This is a genomic window from Pseudomonas sp. C1C7, assembly GCF_013359595.1.
Classification (GTDB): Bacteria; Pseudomonadota; Gammaproteobacteria; order Pseudomonadales; family Pseudomonadaceae; genus Aquipseudomonas.
The window spans coordinates 99,467-116,089 of sequence record NZ_JABFMP010000016.1; the positions used below are offsets into that span (position 1 = coordinate 99,467).

Consider the following 16,623-nt stretch of genomic DNA (forward strand, 5'->3'; position numbering starts at 1 on the left):
TCCCGGTAATTACCTTGTCAGAATTGGGGGTTTTCATTACCATTCGGCAAAATTTTTATAAGTACAGAGTTTCACTTAGTAGATGCCTGATTTAACAGGCCACAAAGCTGATGGGAGAGGACTGAATGAGCAATGACGGCGTGAATGCAGGCCGGCGTCGCTTCCTGGTAGCAGCTACATCCGTGGTGGGTGCTGCAGGAGCGGTGGGGGCTGCGGTCCCGTTCGTGGGGTCATGGTTTCCCAGTGCCAAGGCGAAAGCCGCAGGTGCACCGGTGAAAGTGAATGTCAGCAAAGTCGAGCCAGGCCAGCAGATGATTGCTGAATGGCGTGGCCAGCCGGTATTCATCGTCCGCCGTACTCCGGAAATCCTGGGGAATCTGAAGAAGATCGAGGGTCAACTGTCTGACCCGACCTCCAAGAACTCGACTCAACCGACCTATGTCGATCCGGAAACCCGGTCGATCAAACCTGAGGTTCTGCTGCTGATCGGTATCTGCACGCACCTGGGTTGCTCGCCGACATTCCGTCCCGAAGTCGCCCCCGCAGATCTGGGCAAGGACTGGGTAGGCGGTTATTTCTGCCCCTGCCACGGTTCCCACTACGACCTGGCTGGTCGCGTCTACAAGGCGCAACCTGCGCCCTTGAACCTGCCAGTTCCCCCGCATTCCTATGAGACCGATGAAATCATTGTCATTGGCGTCGATAAGGAGAACGCGTGATGAGCAAGTTCATGGATTGGGTTGATGCGCGCTTTCCCGCGACCAAAATGTGGGAAGACCATCTCAGCAAGTACTACGCCCCGAAGAACTTCAACTTCTTCTATTTCTTTGGTTCCCTTGCACTGCTCGTTCTGGTCAACCAGATCGTTACCGGTGTCTGGCTGACCATGAGCTACACCCCGTCGGCGGAAGAAGCATTCGCTTCCGTCGAATACATCATGCGCGACGTCGAGTACGGCTCGATCCTGCGTCTGCTGCACTCCACCGGCGCTTCGGCGTTCTTCATCGTGGTTTACCTGCACATGTTCCGTGGCCTGCTCTACGGTTCGTATCAGAAACCGCGTGAGCTGGTGTGGGTCTTCGGCATGCTGATCTATCTGGCGCTGATGGCGGAAGCCTTCATGGGTTACCTGCTGCCATGGGGCCAGATGTCCTACTGGGGCGCCCAGGTGATCATCTCGCTGTTCGGTGCGATCCCGGTCATCGGCAACGACCTGACCCAGTGGATCCGTGGTGACTACCTGATTTCCGGTATTACTCTGAACCGCTTCTTCGCCCTGCACGTGGTTGCCCTGCCGATCGTGATTCTCGGTCTGGTGGTGCTGCACATCCTGGCGCTGCACGAAGTGGGTTCGAACAACCCGGACGGCGTGGACATCAAGAAACACAAGGACGAAAACGGCGTACCGCTGGACGGCATTGCCTTCCACCCGTACTACACCGTGAAGGATATCGTCGGCGTGGTGGTGTTCCTGTTCATCTTCTGCTCGATCGTGTTCTTCTTCCCGGAGATGGGCGGTTATTTCCTCGAGAAGCCGAACTTTGAAGTGGCGAACGCCTTCAAGACTCCGGAACACATCGCTCCGGTCTGGTACTTCACTCCGTTCTACGCGATCTTGCGTGCGGTTCCGGACAAGCTCTTCGGCGTAATCGCCATGGGCGCGGCCATCGCGGTGCTGTTCGTCCTGCCGTGGCTGGACCGCAGCCCGGTCAAGTCGATGCGCTACAAAGGCTGGATGAGCAAGATCTGGCTCTGGGTATTCTGCATTTCGTTCGTGATCCTGGGTGTTCTGGGCGTATTGGCGCCTACCCCTGAGCGTACGTTGCTGTCGCAGGTATGTACCTTCCTGTACTTCGCCTACTTCATTCTGATGCCGTTCTATACCCGGCTCGAGAAGACCAAACCGGTTCCGGAAAGGGTGACTGGCTGATGAAAAAACTATTTGCGGTATTGATGCTTGCGGCACTGCCGGTGTTCGCTTTCGCTGCTGAACACGGTGGTCCGGAGCTGGAAAAAGTCGACATCGACGTATCGGACAAGGCTGCCATGCAGGATGGCGCGCGTACTTTTGCCAACTATTGCATGGGTTGCCACAGCGCCAAGTTCCAACGTTATGAGCGTGTTGCCGATGACCTCGGTATCCCTCATGAACTGATGCTCGAGAAGCTGGTGTTTACCGGCGCCAAGATCGGCGACCACATGACCATCGGCATGCAGCCGGCTGACGCCAAGACCTGGTTCGGTGCGGCACCGCCCGACCTGACCCTGGTGGCTCGTGTTCGCGGTACCGACTGGCTCTACGGTTACCTGAAGTCGTTCTACGAAGATCCGTCGCGCCCTTGGGGTGTGAACAACAAGGTCTTCCCGAACGTCGGCATGCCTAACGTCCTGGTCGGCCTGCAAGGTCGTCAGGTGGTGGGTTGCAAACAGGTCCAGATCGTCGAAGACGGCAAGAAGCAATTCGATCCGTTGACCGGTACGGCGCTGACTCATGAGGCGTGCGATCAACTGACGATCGTGCCAAAGAGTGGTTCTTTGACCGAAGAGCAGTTCGATGAGAAGGTCAAGAATCTGGTAACCTTCCTGGCTTACTCGGCTAACCCGGTTAAGCTGCAGCATCAGCGCATCGGTACGTATGTATTGCTGTACCTGGCGTTCTTCTTCGTATTTGCATACCTGCTCAAGCGTGAATACTGGAAAGACGTGCACTGATAAAGCTTCAAGCATTTGCTGTTAATCGCGCGCGCCCAAGGGCGCCTCTGAAGGTGTAACGAGTCTGGTCCGCCAGTCGTTACCGGAGGCGCCCTCTGGGCGCGTTCGTTTTTCCGCTTTCGATCATTTCTACAAGCGAGGAGGACCGCCATGGGCGTGACCAATCGGTTGGCCTGTTACTCCGACCCCGCCGACCACTATTCCCACCGAGTGCGAATCGTACTGGCAGAGAAGGGTGTCAGCGCCGAGATCATCTACGTGGAAGCGGGTCGCCAGCCGCCTAAACTGATCGAAGTGAACCCTTATGGCAGCTTGCCCACCCTGGTCGATCGGGACCTGGCGTTGTGGGAGTCCACGGTGGTGATGGAATACCTGGATGAGCGCTATCCGCATCCGCCGTTGTTGCCGGTGTATCCGGTGGCGCGTGCCAACAGTCGTCTGCTGATGCACCGCATTCAGCGTGACTGGTGTGGGCTGGTGGATCAGATTCTGGATCCGCGGACCAAGGATGCGGCCCGTGCCGTGGCGCGCAAGGAGCTGCGTGAAAGCCTGACGGGCGTGTCGCCGCTGTTCGCCGACAAGCCGTTTTTCCTCAGTGAGGAACAAAGCCTGGTGGATTGCTGCCTATTGCCAATACTCTGGCGATTGCCGATTCTGGGTATAGAACTGCCGCGGCCTGCCAAGCCGCTGCTTGATTACATGGAGCGCCAGTTTGCGCGTGAGGCTTTCCAGGCGAGTCTGTCTGGCGTCGAACGCGATATGCGCTAAGGCTTAAGGAGCCGCTATGAACTCCAGTCGACCTTATCTGGTCCGCGCGCTCTATGAGTGGATTGTGGACAACGACTGCACCCCGCACATACTCGTGAACTCCGAGTATCCGTCGGTTCAGGTGCCGCAGGGTTTTGCCAGTGATGGGCAAATCGTCCTGAACGTATCGCCTCAGGCTGTGCGTCACCTGCACATGGACAACGAGGCGGTGAGCTTCGAAGGCCGCTTTGGCGGCGTGCCGCATACGCTGTATGTGCCTATCGCGTCGATCCTGGGCATCTACGCCCGGGAAAACGGTCAAGGCATGGTGTTCGATCTGGAGTCGCCTATGGGCGATGAGGACGAGATCGAGCCGGATGACGATATTCCGCCACCGGATAGCGAGCCGCCGCGCCCAAGCGGTCGACCCAGTCTTAAAGTGGTGAAATAAAAAAAGGCGATCCGAAAGGGTCGCCTTTTTATTTGCCTGCATTCCGGCATCGCCGGAATGAGTGTGTATCAGTCGATGTATTCGAACAGCTTCACGATCTTCTGCACGCCGGATACACCCTGTACCAGATTGGTCGCCTGGGCGGCTTCCTGCTTGGTCAGCAGGCCCAGCAGATAAACGATGCCGTTCTCGGTCACGACCTTGATCCGCGAACCCGGGATGTTCGGGTCGGTGAGCATCTGGGTCTTGATCTTGGTGGTCAGCCAGGTGTCGTTCTGGCGCGCCAGCAACGAGGAAGGCGGCAGGACCTGCAGTTCGTTGTGTACGGTCTTTACCCGCTGAACGGCGGCAGCGGCCTGTTCGGCCTTGGCCTTGAGGTCGGCGCGCGGGGTCTGGCCGGCGAGCAATACGACGCCGTTGAAGCTGGTGACCACGATGTGCGAGTCGTTATCCAGGGCCGGATCGGCCTTGGCGACGTTCACGCCGACTTTGGTATCGATCAGGGAGTCGTCGATCTTGCTGCCGAAGGTGCGGGTGCCGCGGTCATCTTCAATGGGTGCTTCACGGCTGGCATTAACCACCGAGGTGCAGCCGCTGATGCCGAGGCACAGGGTCAGGGCCAGTAGGCCGAGGCGATTAGGGGTCATTCTTCACTCCCGAACAATTGGCTGTCGATCAAGTCGCAAAGGCAGTGGATCGCCAGCAGGTGGACTTCCTGAATACGAGCGGTGACGCTGGCGGGTACGCGAATCTCCACGTCCTCGGGCAATAGCAGCGACGCCATGCCGCCGCCATCGCGACCGGTCAATGCTACGACAATCATTTCGCGATCATGTGCGGCCTGGATCGCCTGAATTATGTTCGCCGAGTTGCCGCTGGTGGAAATCGCCAGCAGAACATCGCCCGGCTGGCCGAGGGCGCGGATCTGCTTGGAAAAGACTTCGTTGTAGCTGTAGTCGTTGGCGATCGAGGTAATGGTTGAGCTGTCGGTGGTCAGCGCGATGGCCGGCAGGCTCGGACGCTCGCGCTCGAAGCGGTTGAGCAGCTCGGAGGAGAAGTGCTGGGCGTCGCCGGCGGAGCCGCCGTTGCCGCAGGAGAGCATTTTGCCTTCGTTGAGCAGGGCGTTGACCATCACCTGGCTGGCTTGCTCGATGTGCGGTGCAAGTACTTCCATCGCCTGTTGCTTGGTGTCGATACTGGCCTGAAAAAGCTGGCGAATTCGGGATTGCATGTCCATCTGTGTGACCTTAATGAGCGCGGCTGTCCGGCACGTGAATGTGCAGCCCGCAAAGCAAAGAGCAAAAGTGTTGGGCGTTTTCCGGTTCGGGGTGCAGGCGATCAGCTGTCGAAGGCATTTTGTAACCAGTTCAACTGATCGAGGTCGCTATCAATGGCAACCACATCGAAACGGCAAGGGGAATTGGCCCAGCGCGATTCGCGCTGAAGAAAAAATTGCGCGGCAAAAATCAGTTTCTGCCGTTTGCGCCCATCGATGCTATCGAGCGCGCCACCCCATTGAGTGTTTTTTCTGTAACGAACTTCAACGAATACTACTGTATCGCCATCCAACATGACCAGATCAAGCTCGCCGCGTTTACACAACCAGTTCTGCGCCACCAGGCGCAGACCCTGTTGTTGAAGATGCTCGAGCGCCTGGCGCTCGGCATCCTTACCGCTTTGCTGGCGTGACCTGTCAGGCATCAGCGCGAGGTGTCCGGCAGGCGCTGGACCTGACCGTTGACGAACTCGGCCCATGGCAACTGACGCACGACCCGCTGGTTCTGCGACATGCCCAGGCTGCCCGACTGACCTTCGATGCGGCTGTCCGGCAGGGCCTTGAGTTGGCCCAGGCGTGGCGCCAGACGATAGGCGTCGACGCCCATTGCATACAGGCGGCCCAGGCTGCTGGCGGCTTGTGGCCATTGAGCGGTGACCTGCTTGCGCAGCGGGTCATTGGCGTCCAGCAACCATGGGGTTTCGCAGAAGCGGATACCGTTCATGTCGTTGTACTGGTTCACGTCGCCGCTGGCGCTGAACACGTGAGAGGTGGCATAGACCGGAACGTCGCCTGCGTATTGGAAGTTCAGGGTCGGCTTGATCTGTTGGGCCTGTTGCGGTGTGGAGGCCAGGAAGATGAATTCGATGTCCTGGCGACGGGATGGCTGGGCGGCAACCTGCGAACCTACAGTGCTTTGCAGGCTCTTGGCGCGACCTTCGCTCTGACGCAGCTGGAACATGTCGGCAATCTGCTGGGCCAGTTGCACCGGCTGATCGACGCGCTCGGTGGCAACGATAGTGCCGCCGTTGGCTTGCCAGTCCTGGCTGAACGCACGCATCACGCGGTCGCCCCATTCACCTTTCGGAACCATGATGGCGGCGCGGTGCAGGCCGTCGGCACGGGCGCGGCGGGACACTTCGCGGGCTTCGTCTTCAGCGGCCAGACCGAACTGGAACAGTTGGGCCGGACCTTGATCGCCTTCGCTGTAGTTCAGGGCCAGCGTGGTGATTGGCAGTTGCGGGCGAGTGCTCAGCTGCTTGACCAGTGGTTTTTCCAGCGGGCCGACGACCAGCTGCACGCCATCGGCCTGGGCCTTGCGATAGAACTCGTCGAGGGAGGTGAGCTTCGAGCTGTCATAGAACTCGATGGCTGGCGGCTTCTGCCCGGCTTGTTGGGCCTGGTAGTGAGCGGCCATGAAACCTTCGCGCAATGCCTTGCCAACCGAGGCCAGTTGGCCGTCCTGTGGCAGCAGCAGGGCAATCTTGCTCAGGGGCTGACTGGCCAGTTCCTTGAGTTTGGTCAGAGGCAACGGCAGTTGAATGGCGGCGGGGTGTTTCGGATTGTCCGCGCGCCATTTGTCGATGGCGGCCTGTTGCTGTTCAACAGTGCCGGCCGTTTTTACTGCCAGGGCCAGGCCCATCCAGCCGCCGAGGTCATCGGTGGTGTTCGGCTGCAACTGGTCGGTCGGCAACGAGGCGATCAGCGCCCAGATGGCTTCGTGGTTCTTGCTGGCGGCTTCACCGCTGAGCATCGGTGCAATGAAGATCCGCTCGCGTGCGGCAGCCAGGGTCTGGCCATCGGCTTCAAGGGCGCGGGCACGAACGGTGCCGGTGCGCACTTGCTGCTCTTGCGGCAATTCACCCAGGCGCTGCATGCTCGGATGGCTCAGGGCAGTCAGCGCGGCTTTCGGCTGGTTGCGGGTCATGGCCAGTTCCGCGGCCAGTGTGCTGGCGAAGACCTGCTGGCCAGGCTTGAGCTGCTCCACGGGCACTTGCTGCAGAATTTGCGCGGATTGGGCGGCATTGCCCTGGCGATAGGCCAGGTCCGCTGCGCTCAGGCGCAACAGGGCGGCATCTTCCGGAGATTTGCTTTGGGCGGCCTTTTCCAGCAGTTGCTCGATACTGGCATCCGGGGTCCGTGGGAGTTCGCCAAGGCTGGAGGAGGGCGAGCTGGCGCAAGCAGCCAGCAAGGCAGCGAGGCAGAGGGCAGTGAACAGCCGCAGGCAAGCGATCATGTAAGCGTTCCTGATACTCGATCAAATTAGCGTGGAATTGTACCCAAGCGCTGGCCGGGGCGCGATGTTGCTGGCATGAATCGATCAATTTAGCTGGTGCAAATGTTGCGCTGCGCCACAAACGACGGCGAAACCAGGTGTTACCTGTGTCTGTCGCGAGTACCGCTACGCGCTACAATGGCCGCTTTATCGATCATGAGGTGTGCGCTTTGACTGCTCCAGGTGCTTTGAATTCCGCTGCGGGCTCGCTTTATGTGGTGGCGACGCCCATCGGCAACCTGGATGACATCAGTGCGCGTGCGCTGAAGATCTTGCGCGAAGTCGCGCTGATCGCGGCGGAAGACACCCGCCATTCCCAACGCTTGATGCAGCACTTCGGCATTTCCACGCCGCTGGCGGCTTGTCACGAGCACAACGAGCGCGATGAAGGCAGCCGCTTCATTACCCGTTTGCTGGCGGGCGACAATGTCGCGCTGATTTCCGATGCCGGCACGCCGCTGATTTCCGATCCGGGCTATCACCTGGTGCGCCAGGCCCGCGCCGCCGGGATCAATGTGGTGCCGGTTCCGGGCGCCTGTGCCTTGATCGCCGCGCTGTCGGCGGCGGGACTGCCGTCCGATCGCTTCATCTTTGAAGGTTTCCTGCCGGCGAAGGCCGTGGGAAGGCGCGCGCGTCTGGAGGCTATAAAGGAAGAGCCGCGTACGCTGATCTTTTATGAAGCGCCGCACCGCATTCTCGAATGCCTGCAGGATATGGAGCTGGTGTTCGGCGCCGAGCGTCCTGCCTTGCTGGCGCGTGAACTGACCAAGACCTTCGAAACCCTCAAGGGGCTGCCGCTGAGCGAGCTGCGCCAGTTCGTCGAGTCCGACAGCAATCAGCAGCGCGGCGAGTGCGTCGTGCTGGTCGCGGGCTGGTCCGCACCCGAGGGTGAAGAGACGGTCAGCAGCGAGGCGATGCGCGTGCTCAATCTGTTGCTCGAAGAAATGCCGCTCAAGCGGGCGGCTGCCTTGGCGGCGCAGATCACCGGCGAGCGCAAGAACGTTCTCTACCAGGTTGCGCTGGATAAACAGAAGGGCGAGTAAAAACCGACGCAAAGGCATGGCTAAAGGCTTTTAGCGCTTGTTCTTCAGGCGCTCTGCCGTTAACCTGCGCGGCGGAGAGTCGATCGGACAGTCGCTGCCCTCTATGAAAATTAGAGGGGGGAGGAAAGTCCGGGCTCCATAGGGCGAAGTGCCAGGTAACGCCTGGGAGGCGTGAGCCTACGGAAAGTGCCACAGAAAATAACCGCCTAAGCGCTTCGGCGCCGGTAAGGGTGAAAAGGTGCGGTAAGAGCGCACCGCACGTCTGGCAACAGTTCGTGGCTAGGTAAACCCCACTTGGAGCAAGACCAAATAGGGTCCCAAGGCGTGGCCCGCGCTGGGACCGGGTAGGTTGCTAAAGATGTCCAGTGATGGCCATCGTAGACGAATGACTGTTCAAGACAGAACCCGGCTTACAGATCGACTCTCCACCTTTTTCTTTCCTCTGCTTAAATCATTGAGCAGGGTGCCAGTGATAGCCATTTCCCTCCTTTCAGAATCGTCGGCGTAGCACTTTCGTAATACCGAAAAAATCTTACTCTTAATAAATTACTTTAACTTCCGCGCGCAGATCTCTGTGCTGATTGAAGTTATCGGTCGGTTTTCTCTGCCCGATTCTCGTGTCCCTTCCTTTTATGCTCCTAAATCTCAGTTCTGTAAGGGTTTTCCTTTAATGCGCGCCTTGACGGTGCGGTGGGCGCATTCCTATAGTGTGCACAAGTGGCGGAAAGTGGCACGAAGTGGGTTTTTTGAGCGCAAAACGCTAACATTTGGAGAAACGCTGACGTGTTTCGCGGAGCCAATGCAATCAGCCTCGATGCAAAGGGCCGTCTCGCCATGCCGAGTCGGTACCGTGACGAGCTCGATTCGCGTAGTTCCGGTCAGTTGATCGTCACCATTGATGCCGTTGATCCATGTTTGTGTGTTTACCCCCTCGATGAGTGGGAAATTATCGAAACCAAATTGCGCGCACTGCCTTCGCTTCGCGAAGAGAACCGCCGCCTGCAACGTTTATTGATTGGTAATGCCGTCGACCTCGAGCTCGATGGCAGTGGTCGTTTTCTGGTTCCGCCGCGTCTTCGTGAATATGCCAAGTTGGATAAGCGCGCGATGTTGGTAGGCCAACTGAACAAGTTCCAACTGTGGGACGAGGATGCCTGGAATGCGGTGGCTGCCGCTGACCTGGCAGCTATTCAACAACCGGGCGCGATGCCTGATGAACTGCGTGATTTGATCCTGTGACTATTGATAGCGGCTTTAACCACATCACCGTACTGCTTGACGAAGCCGTCGAGGCTCTCGCCGTACGTCCTGATGGCTGCTATCTGGATGGCACGTTCGGGCGCGGCGGGCACAGCCGGTTGATCCTCAGCCGGCTCGGTCCGGGCGGTCGACTGCTCGGATTCGACAAAGACCCTCAAGCGATTGCCACCGGGCAGACGCTAGCGGCCGAAGACGGCCGCTTTGTCGTTGTGCAGCGCAGCTTTGCCGAGCTTGGATCCGAAGTCGCCGAGCGCGGTCTGCACGGCAAGGTCAGCGGCATTCTGCTCGACCTCGGCGTGTCCTCGCCGCAGCTCGACGACCCTGAGCGCGGCTTCAGTTTCCTCAATGACGGTCCTCTGGATATGCGCATGGACCCGTCCCGCGGGATCAGCGCGGCCGAGTTCGTCAACACCGCGTCTGCGGAAGAAATTGCCCGGGTGTTCAAGGAATACGGCGAAGAGCGTTTTTCCGGACGCATGGCCCGTGCAGTGGTCGAGCGCCGTGACGTCAAGCCGTTCGAGCGCACTGCGGATCTCGCTGAAGTATTGAAAGTCGCCAACCCGTCCTGGGAAAAGGGCAAGAACCCGGCGACCCGTGCGTTCCAGGGCCTGCGCATTCACGTCAACAACGAATTGGGCGATCTGGAAGCCGGCCTCGAAGCCGCGCTGGATTGTCTGGAAGTGGGCGGTCGCCTGGTGGTAATCAGTTTCCACTCGCTGGAAGACCGCATCGTCAAACTGTTCATGCGCAAGCTGGTGAAGGGCGAAGCCGACAACCTGCCGCGCAACCTGCCGGTTCGGCACGTCGCGTTCGAACCGAAAATCAAAATCCACGGCAAAGCGCAGACGGCCTCCGACGCCGAACTCAAAGCCAACCCACGTTCCCGTAGCGCCGTCATGCGTGTCGCGGAGAAGTTGCGGTGAGCAAGCTTTTCGCCAAGCCACTGCCCGGCGGCAGCTTTTTCATGCTGCTGCTGTTTCTGGCCGTGCTCATTTCTGCCATCGGCGTGTCCTACAGCGCGCACTGGAACCGCCAGTTGCTGAACTCGCTGTACAACGAACTGAGCGTGCGCGACAAGGCCCAGGCCGAATGGGGTCGTCTGATCCTTGAACAAAGCACCTGGACCGCGCACAGCCGTATCGAAGTGCTGGCCACCGAACAACTGAAAATGCGCATTCCCGGTGCCGCCGAAGTGCAGATGGTGGCGCCATGATGAACGTCGAAGGCGCTCTCTTTCCCTGGCGCTTCCGCCTGGTGCTGGGCTTGCTCGGCATCATGGTGGCGGCGATTTGCTGGCGCATCATCGACCTGCAAGTGGTCGACCGTGACTTCCTGAAAGGTCAGGGCGACGCGCGCAGCGTTCGTCATATCCCCATTCCGGCTCACCGTGGTCTGATCACCGACCGTAACGGCGAGCCGTTGGCCGTCAGTACGCCGGTCACCACCCTGTGGGCCAACGCCAAGGAAATGCAACTGGCCAAGGAAAAATGGCCGGCACTCGCCGCCGCGCTGGGTCAGGATCCGAAAGCCCTGGCCGAGCGTCTCGAAGCGCAAGCCAATAAAGAGTTCATCTACCTGGTGCGCGGGCTGACCCCTGAGCAGGGCCAGGCCGTACTCGATCTGAAAGTGCCGGGTGTCTACGGCATCGAAGAATTCCGCCGCTTCTATCCAGCAGGTGAAGTCACCGCGCATATGGTCGGCTTTACCGATATCGACGACCACGGTCGCGAAGGTGTCGAACTGGCCTATGACGAATGGCTGGCCGGGGTGCCGGGCAAACGGCAAGTGATCAAGGATCGGCGAGGCCGGCTGATCAAGGATGTCCAGGTCACCAAAAACGCCAAGGCCGGAAAGCCCTTGGCGTTGTCCATTGACCTGCGCCTGCAATATCTGGCCAACCGCGAGCTGCGTAACGCGATCATCGAGAACGGCGCGAAAGCCGGCAGCCTGGTGATCATGGACGTGAAGACCGGTGAAATCCTCGCCATGGTCAACCAGCCGACCTACAACCCGAACAACCGTCGCAACCTGCAGCCGGCGATGATGCGTAACCGCGCGATGATCGACGTGTTCGAACCGGGTTCGACCATGAAGGCGATCTCCATGAGCGCCGCCATCGAAACCGGACGCTGGAAACCGAGCGACAGCGTCGAGGTGTATCCGGGTACCTTGCAGATCGGCAAGTACACCATCAAGGACGTGTCCAAGACCGAGGGTCCGGTGCTGGACATGACCGGCATTCTGATCAATTCCAGTAACGTCGGCATGAGTAAGGTCGCGTTCGACATCGGCGGTGAAACCATTTTCCGTCTGGCGCAGAAACTCGGCCTCGGCCAGGACACCGGCCTCGGTTTCCCGGGTGAGCGTGTCGGCAACCTGCCGAACTACCGCGAGTGGCGCAAGGCCGAGACGGCCACGCTGTCCTACGGCTACGGTATTTCGGTGACGGCGATTCAGCTGGTCCACGCGTTCTCGGCCTTGGCGAACAACGGTCGTCTGGCGCCACTGACGCTGATCAAAACCGACAAGGCGCCGCAGACCACCCAGGTCCTGCCGGAAACCGTCGCGAAAACCATGCAGGGCATGCTGCAGCAAGTGATCGAAGCCCCGCGCGGCGTTTTCCGTGCCCAGGTGCCGGCGTATCACGTGGGCGGCAAGTCGGGTACCGCACGTAAAACGTCGGTCGGCACCAAAGGCTACGCCGAGAACTCCTACCGCTCGCTGTTCGCCGGTTTCGGGCCGATGAACGACCCGCGTTATGCCATCGTGGTGGTCATCGACGAACCGACCAAGGCCGGTTACTTCGGTGGCCTGGTATCGGCGCCGGTGTTCAGCCGCGTGATGTCCGGGACCCTGCGCCTGATGAACGTCACCCCCGACAACCTGCCACCTGTTCAACAAGTCAACGCCACCCCGGTCGTTCCGCTGAAAGCCAATGGAGGGCGCGGCTGATGTCATTGAGTCTGAATAAAATCTTCCCCCACGCCGGCCACGATCTGTTGATCCGTGAATTGGCGCTCGACAGCCGCAACGTCCGCGCAGGCGATCTGTTCCTCGCGGTCCCGGGCGGCAAGTTCGACGGCCGTGCGCACATTGCCGACGCCTTGCAGCGCGGCGCTGCTGCCGTGGCTTATGAAGTCGAAGGCGCCACCGTGCTGCCGATCACCGAAGTCCCACTGATTCCGGTCAAGGGCCTGGCGGCGCAGCTGTCGGATATCGCCGGCCGCTTCTATGGCGAGCCCAGCCATCACCTGAACATGGTCGGCGTGACCGGCACCAACGGCAAAACCAGCGTGACCCAACTGGTGGCCCAGGCGCTTGACCTGCTCGGTCAGCACTGCGGCATCGTCGGCACCCTGGGCTGCGGTTTCTACGGCGCGCTGGAAAGCGGCCTGCACACCACGCCGAACCCGATTGCCATGCAAGCGACCCTGGGCGACCTGAAAAAGGCCGGTGCCAAGGCTGTCGCCATGGAAGTGTCGTCCCACGGTCTGGATCAGGGCCGGGTTACTGCGCTGGCCTTCGATGTGGCGGTGATGACCAATCTGTCCCGGGATCACCTGGATTACCACGGAACCATGCAAGCCTACGGCGAAGCCAAGGCCAAGCTGTTTGCCTGGAACGATTTGAAATGCCGGGTGGTGAACCTCGATGACGATTTCGGCCGGCAACTGGCCGCCGAAAAACGCGAATCACGCCTGATCACCTACAGCCTGCTCGACAGCAGCGCCTACCTCTATTGCCGCGAAGCGAACTTCGACGACGAAGGCGTGCGCGCCACGCTGGTCACGCCTCAGGGCGAACACCACCTGCGCAGCACCTTGCTCGGCCGTTTCAACCTGAGCAACGTACTGGCGGCGGTCGGTGCCTTGCTCGGCCTGGACTATCCCCTGGACGAAATCCTCAAGGTGCTGCCGAAGCTCGAAGGCCCTGCCGGTCGCATGCAGCGCCTGGGCGGCGGTACCCAGCCGCTGGTGGTGGTCGATTACGCCCACACCCCGGATGCCCTGGAAAAAGTCCTGACCGCTCTGCGCCCCCACGTCAAAGGCCGTTTGCTGTGCCTGTTCGGTTGTGGTGGCGATCGTGACCGCGGCAAGCGCCCGCTGATGGCAGAAGTGGTGGAGCGTCTGGCCGATGGCGTGCTGGTCACCGACGACAACCCGCGTACCGAAGATCCGGCGATTATCTTCGACGACATCCGTGCCGGTTTTGCGGCGGTGGATAAGGTCACCTTCGTGGCCGGTCGCGGCAAAGCCATTGCCCAATTGATCGCCGAGGCTTCGGCGGATGACGTGATCGTGCTCGCGGGCAAAGGTCACGAGGACTACCAGGAAATCAACGGCGTGCGCCACGCCTTCTCCGATCTGGTCGAGGCCGATCATGCCCTGACCGCCTGGGAGGTGGCCCATGCTTAAGGCTCTGAAACTCAGCGAACTGACCAGCGCGCTCAATGGCCGTCTGATCGGTGTCGATGCCAGCTTCGACGGTGTCAGCATCGACAGTCGCGCGATCAAGCCGGGTCAGTTGTTCGTTGCCCTCACCGGTCCGCGTTTCGACGGTCACGACTACCTGAACGACGTGGCGGCCAAAGGCGCCGTTGCCGCACTGGTCGAGCGCGAAATCAAGGACAGCACTCTGCCGCAATTGCTGGTCAGTGATACCCGTCAGGCCTTGGGGCAGCTCGGTGCGCTGAACCGTGCCGCGTTTACCCAGCCAGTGGCTGCGATCACCGGTTCCAGCGGCAAGACCACGGTCAAGGAAATGCTTGCGAGCATCCTGCGCACCCGCGGTTCGGTGCTGGCCACCCGTGGCAACCTGAACAACGACCTCGGCGCTCCGCTGACCCTGCTCGAACTGGCGCCGGAACATACCGCGGCGGTCATCGAGCTGGGCGCTTCGCGTCTGGGTGAAATTGCCTACACCGTCGGCATGACCAAGCCCCATGTGGCCATTCTCAACAACGCCGGGACCGCCCACGTTGGCGAGTTCGGCGGTCCGGAAAAAATCGTCGAAGCCAAGGGCGAGATCATTGAAGGGCTGGCAGCCGATGGCGTTGCCGTTCTCAATCTCGACGACAAGGCCTTCGAGATCTGGAAGAAGCGCGCAGCCGGCCGCAAGGTACTGACCTTCGCCCTGAGCAACAGCCAGGCGGATTTCTACGCCAGCGACCTGGCGACCGACGCTCGCGGATGCCCGTCTTTCAACCTGCACACGCCTGAGGGTGTGGAGAATGTTCAACTGAACCTGCTCGGCACCCATAACGTCGCCAACGCCATGGCCGCCGCGGCGGCCGCTCACGCACTGGGCGTGTCGCTGTTCGGCATCGCCACAGGCCTTGGCGCGGTGCAGCCGGTCAAGGGCCGCACCGTCGCGCAACTGGCCAGCAATGGCATGCGCGTGATCGATGACACTTACAACGCGAACCCCACCTCCATGTGCGCCGCCGTTGATATACTCGCCGGCTTTTCCGGCCGCACCGTCCTGGTGCTCGGGGATATCGGCGAATTGGGCGATTGGGCGGAGCAGGGGCACCGCGACGTGGGCGCATACGCCCGTGGCAAGGTTTCTGCGCTGTACGCCGTCGGACCGATGATGCAGCACGCCGTCAACGCCTTCGGCCCACAGGCCTTTCACTTCAGCACGCAGGCTGAACTGATCAAGGCGCTTGGCGCCGAGCAAGACACAAACACCACCATTTTGATCAAAGGCTCGCGCAGCGCAGCGATGGAAAACATCGTTGCCGCCCTGTGCGGTTCCAGTTTGGAGAAACATTAATGCTGCTGCTGCTAGCGGAGTATCTGCAACAGTTCTACAAAGGCTTCGCGGTCTTCCAGTACCTGACCCTGCGCGGGATTCTCGGTGTACTGACCGCGCTGGTTTTGTCACTGTGCTATGGCCCGTGGATGATCCGCACCCTGCAGAACCGTCAGATCGGCCAGGCCGTTCGCAACGATGGTCCGCAATCTCACCTGTCCAAGTCGGGCACCCCGACCATGGGCGGCGCACTGATTCTGTCTTCGATCGGCGTCAGCACCCTGCTGTGGGCCGACCTGAGCAACCGTTATGTCTGGGTGGTTCTGCTGGTCACCCTGTTGTTCGGCGCCATCGGCTGGGTCGATGACTATCGCAAAGTGATCGAGAAGAACTCCCGTGGTCTGCCGAGTCGCTGGAAATACTTCTGGCAATCGGTGTTCGGCCTGGGCGCGGCGATCTTCCTTTATATGACCGCCGCCACACCGGTGGAAACCACCTTGATCCTGCCGATGCTCAAGGACTACAGCATTGCGCTGGGCGCAGGCTTCATCGTGCTGACCTATTTCGTGATTGTCGGTTCGAGCAACGCGGTCAACCTGACCGACGGCCTCGACGGCCTGGCGATCATGCCGACCGTGATGGTCGGCGGTGGCCTGGGGATCTTCTGCTACCTGTCGGGTAACGTGAAGTTCGCCGAATACCTGCTGATTCCTTACGTACCGGGCGCGGGCGAGCTGATCGTGTTCTGCGGCGCACTGATCGGTGCGGGCCTGGGCTTCCTGTGGTTCAACACCTACCCGGCACAAGTCTTCATGGGTGACGTCGGCGCACTGGCACTGGGTGCCGCGCTGGGCACCATCGCGGTGATCGTCCGTCAGGAAATCGTCCTGTTCATCATGGGCGGCGTGTTCGTGATGGAAACCCTGTCAGTCGTCATTCAGGTCGCCTCCTTTAAGCTGACCGGTCGCCGTGTGTTCCGCATGGCGCCGATTCACCACCACTTTGAACTCAAGGGCTGGCCCGAGCCGCGCGTGATCGTCCGTTTCTGGATCATCACCGTGATTCTCGTGCTGATCGGCCTTGCCACGCTGAAGCTGAGGTAGAA

Annotated in this window: 17 protein-coding genes and 1 other RNA gene; 14 read left to right on the forward strand and 4 right to left on the reverse strand. The window is 60.2% G+C overall.

All coding sequences use genetic code 11. From position 1 onward, the window contains the following. Positions 1–125: 125 nt before the first annotated feature. The 5 genes from petA (at position 126) to HNO86_RS15400 (ending at position 3,910) form a co-directional block, all read left to right on the forward strand. Positions 126–719 (forward strand): ubiquinol-cytochrome c reductase iron-sulfur subunit, encoded by a 594-nt coding sequence (gene petA, locus HNO86_RS15380; RefSeq protein WP_110964816.1) that lies wholly within the window; start codon positions 126–128, stop codon positions 717–719. Continuing rightward, a complete protein-coding gene (locus tag HNO86_RS15385; protein ID WP_175377792.1) occupies positions 719–1,930 on the forward strand; it encodes a cytochrome bc complex cytochrome b subunit in 1,212 nt (403 codons plus the stop codon). The genes petA and HNO86_RS15385 overlap by 1 nt, the downstream gene beginning before the upstream one ends. Beyond that, positions 1,930–2,712 (forward strand): cytochrome c1, encoded by a 783-nt coding sequence (locus tag HNO86_RS15390; RefSeq protein WP_175377793.1) that lies wholly within the window; start codon positions 1,930–1,932, stop codon positions 2,710–2,712. The genes HNO86_RS15385 and HNO86_RS15390 overlap by 1 nt, the downstream gene beginning before the upstream one ends. A gap of 150 nt (positions 2,713–2,862) precedes the next feature. Further along, a complete protein-coding gene (locus HNO86_RS15395; RefSeq protein ID WP_175377794.1) occupies positions 2,863–3,480 on the forward strand; it encodes a glutathione S-transferase N-terminal domain-containing protein in 618 nt (205 codons plus the stop codon). 16 nt (positions 3,481–3,496) lie between these two features. Beyond that, on the forward strand, positions 3,497–3,910 hold the full coding sequence (locus HNO86_RS15400; protein ID WP_110964812.1) for a ClpXP protease specificity-enhancing factor: 414 nt from the start codon (positions 3,497–3,499) through the stop codon (positions 3,908–3,910). Positions 3,911–3,978: 68 nt separating this feature from the next. Here HNO86_RS15400 and HNO86_RS15405 read toward each other — a convergent pair whose 3' ends face one another. The 4 genes from HNO86_RS15405 to HNO86_RS15420 form a co-directional block, all read right to left on the reverse strand. Further along, complete coding sequence (locus HNO86_RS15405; protein WP_175377795.1) at positions 3,979–4,557, reverse strand: BON domain-containing protein; 579 nt, start codon at positions 4,555–4,557, stop codon at positions 3,979–3,981. Then, entirely contained in the window at positions 4,554–5,147 is a 594-nt protein-coding gene (locus HNO86_RS15410) for a phosphoheptose isomerase (protein ID WP_175377796.1), read from the reverse strand. Before HNO86_RS15410 ends, HNO86_RS15405 begins: the two co-directional genes overlap by 4 nt. A gap of 101 nt (positions 5,148–5,248) precedes the next feature. Then, positions 5,249–5,611: a YraN family protein gene (locus HNO86_RS15415; protein ID WP_175377797.1), complete on the reverse strand. Its 363-nt coding sequence runs from the start codon at positions 5,609–5,611 to the stop codon at positions 5,249–5,251. Then, the gene (locus tag HNO86_RS15420; RefSeq protein WP_175377798.1) at positions 5,611–7,422 is read right to left on the reverse strand and encodes a penicillin-binding protein activator; all 1,812 of its coding nucleotides are present in this window, start codon (positions 7,420–7,422) and stop codon (positions 5,611–5,613) included. Before HNO86_RS15420 ends, HNO86_RS15415 begins: the two co-directional genes overlap by 1 nt. Positions 7,423–7,631: 209 nt before the next feature. Between HNO86_RS15420 and rsmI the strand changes: the two genes are divergently transcribed. The 9 genes from rsmI (at position 7,632) to mraY (ending at position 16,621) form a co-directional block, all read left to right on the forward strand. Next, a complete protein-coding gene (rsmI, locus tag HNO86_RS15425) occupies positions 7,632–8,504 on the forward strand; it encodes a 16S rRNA (cytidine(1402)-2'-O)-methyltransferase (RefSeq protein WP_175377799.1) in 873 nt (290 codons plus the stop codon). 75 nt (positions 8,505–8,579) lie between these two features. Continuing rightward, positions 8,580–8,933, forward strand: an RNA gene (gene rnpB / locus HNO86_RS15430) — RNase P RNA component class A. Between the two features lie 354 nt (positions 8,934–9,287). Next, positions 9,288–9,743: a division/cell wall cluster transcriptional repressor MraZ gene (mraZ, locus tag HNO86_RS15435; RefSeq protein WP_175377800.1), complete on the forward strand. Its 456-nt coding sequence runs from the start codon at positions 9,288–9,290 to the stop codon at positions 9,741–9,743. Further along, positions 9,740–10,687: a 16S rRNA (cytosine(1402)-N(4))-methyltransferase RsmH gene (gene rsmH / locus HNO86_RS15440; RefSeq protein WP_372242534.1), complete on the forward strand. Its 948-nt coding sequence runs from the start codon at positions 9,740–9,742 to the stop codon at positions 10,685–10,687. Before mraZ ends, rsmH begins: the two co-directional genes overlap by 4 nt. After that, entirely contained in the window at positions 10,684–10,977 is a 294-nt protein-coding gene (ftsL, locus tag HNO86_RS15445; RefSeq protein ID WP_175377801.1) for a cell division protein FtsL, read from the forward strand. Before rsmH ends, ftsL begins: the two co-directional genes overlap by 4 nt. Next, positions 10,974–12,716, forward strand: coding sequence for a penicillin-binding protein 2 (locus tag HNO86_RS15450; protein ID WP_175377802.1), 1,743 nt, complete (start codon positions 10,974–10,976; stop codon positions 12,714–12,716). The genes ftsL and HNO86_RS15450 overlap by 4 nt, the downstream gene beginning before the upstream one ends. Then, positions 12,716–14,179, forward strand: a complete 1,464-nt coding sequence (locus HNO86_RS15455) for a UDP-N-acetylmuramoyl-L-alanyl-D-glutamate--2,6-diaminopimelate ligase (protein WP_175377803.1) — start codon at positions 12,716–12,718, stop codon at positions 14,177–14,179. The genes HNO86_RS15450 and HNO86_RS15455 overlap by 1 nt, the downstream gene beginning before the upstream one ends. Beyond that, entirely contained in the window at positions 14,172–15,539 is a 1,368-nt protein-coding gene (murF, locus tag HNO86_RS15460) for a UDP-N-acetylmuramoyl-tripeptide--D-alanyl-D-alanine ligase (protein ID WP_175377804.1), read from the forward strand. Before HNO86_RS15455 ends, murF begins: the two co-directional genes overlap by 8 nt. Next, a complete protein-coding gene (mraY, locus tag HNO86_RS15465; RefSeq protein WP_175377805.1) occupies positions 15,539–16,621 on the forward strand; it encodes a phospho-N-acetylmuramoyl-pentapeptide-transferase in 1,083 nt (360 codons plus the stop codon). The genes murF and mraY overlap by 1 nt, the downstream gene beginning before the upstream one ends. The last annotated feature ends 2 nt before the right edge of the window (positions 16,622–16,623 follow it).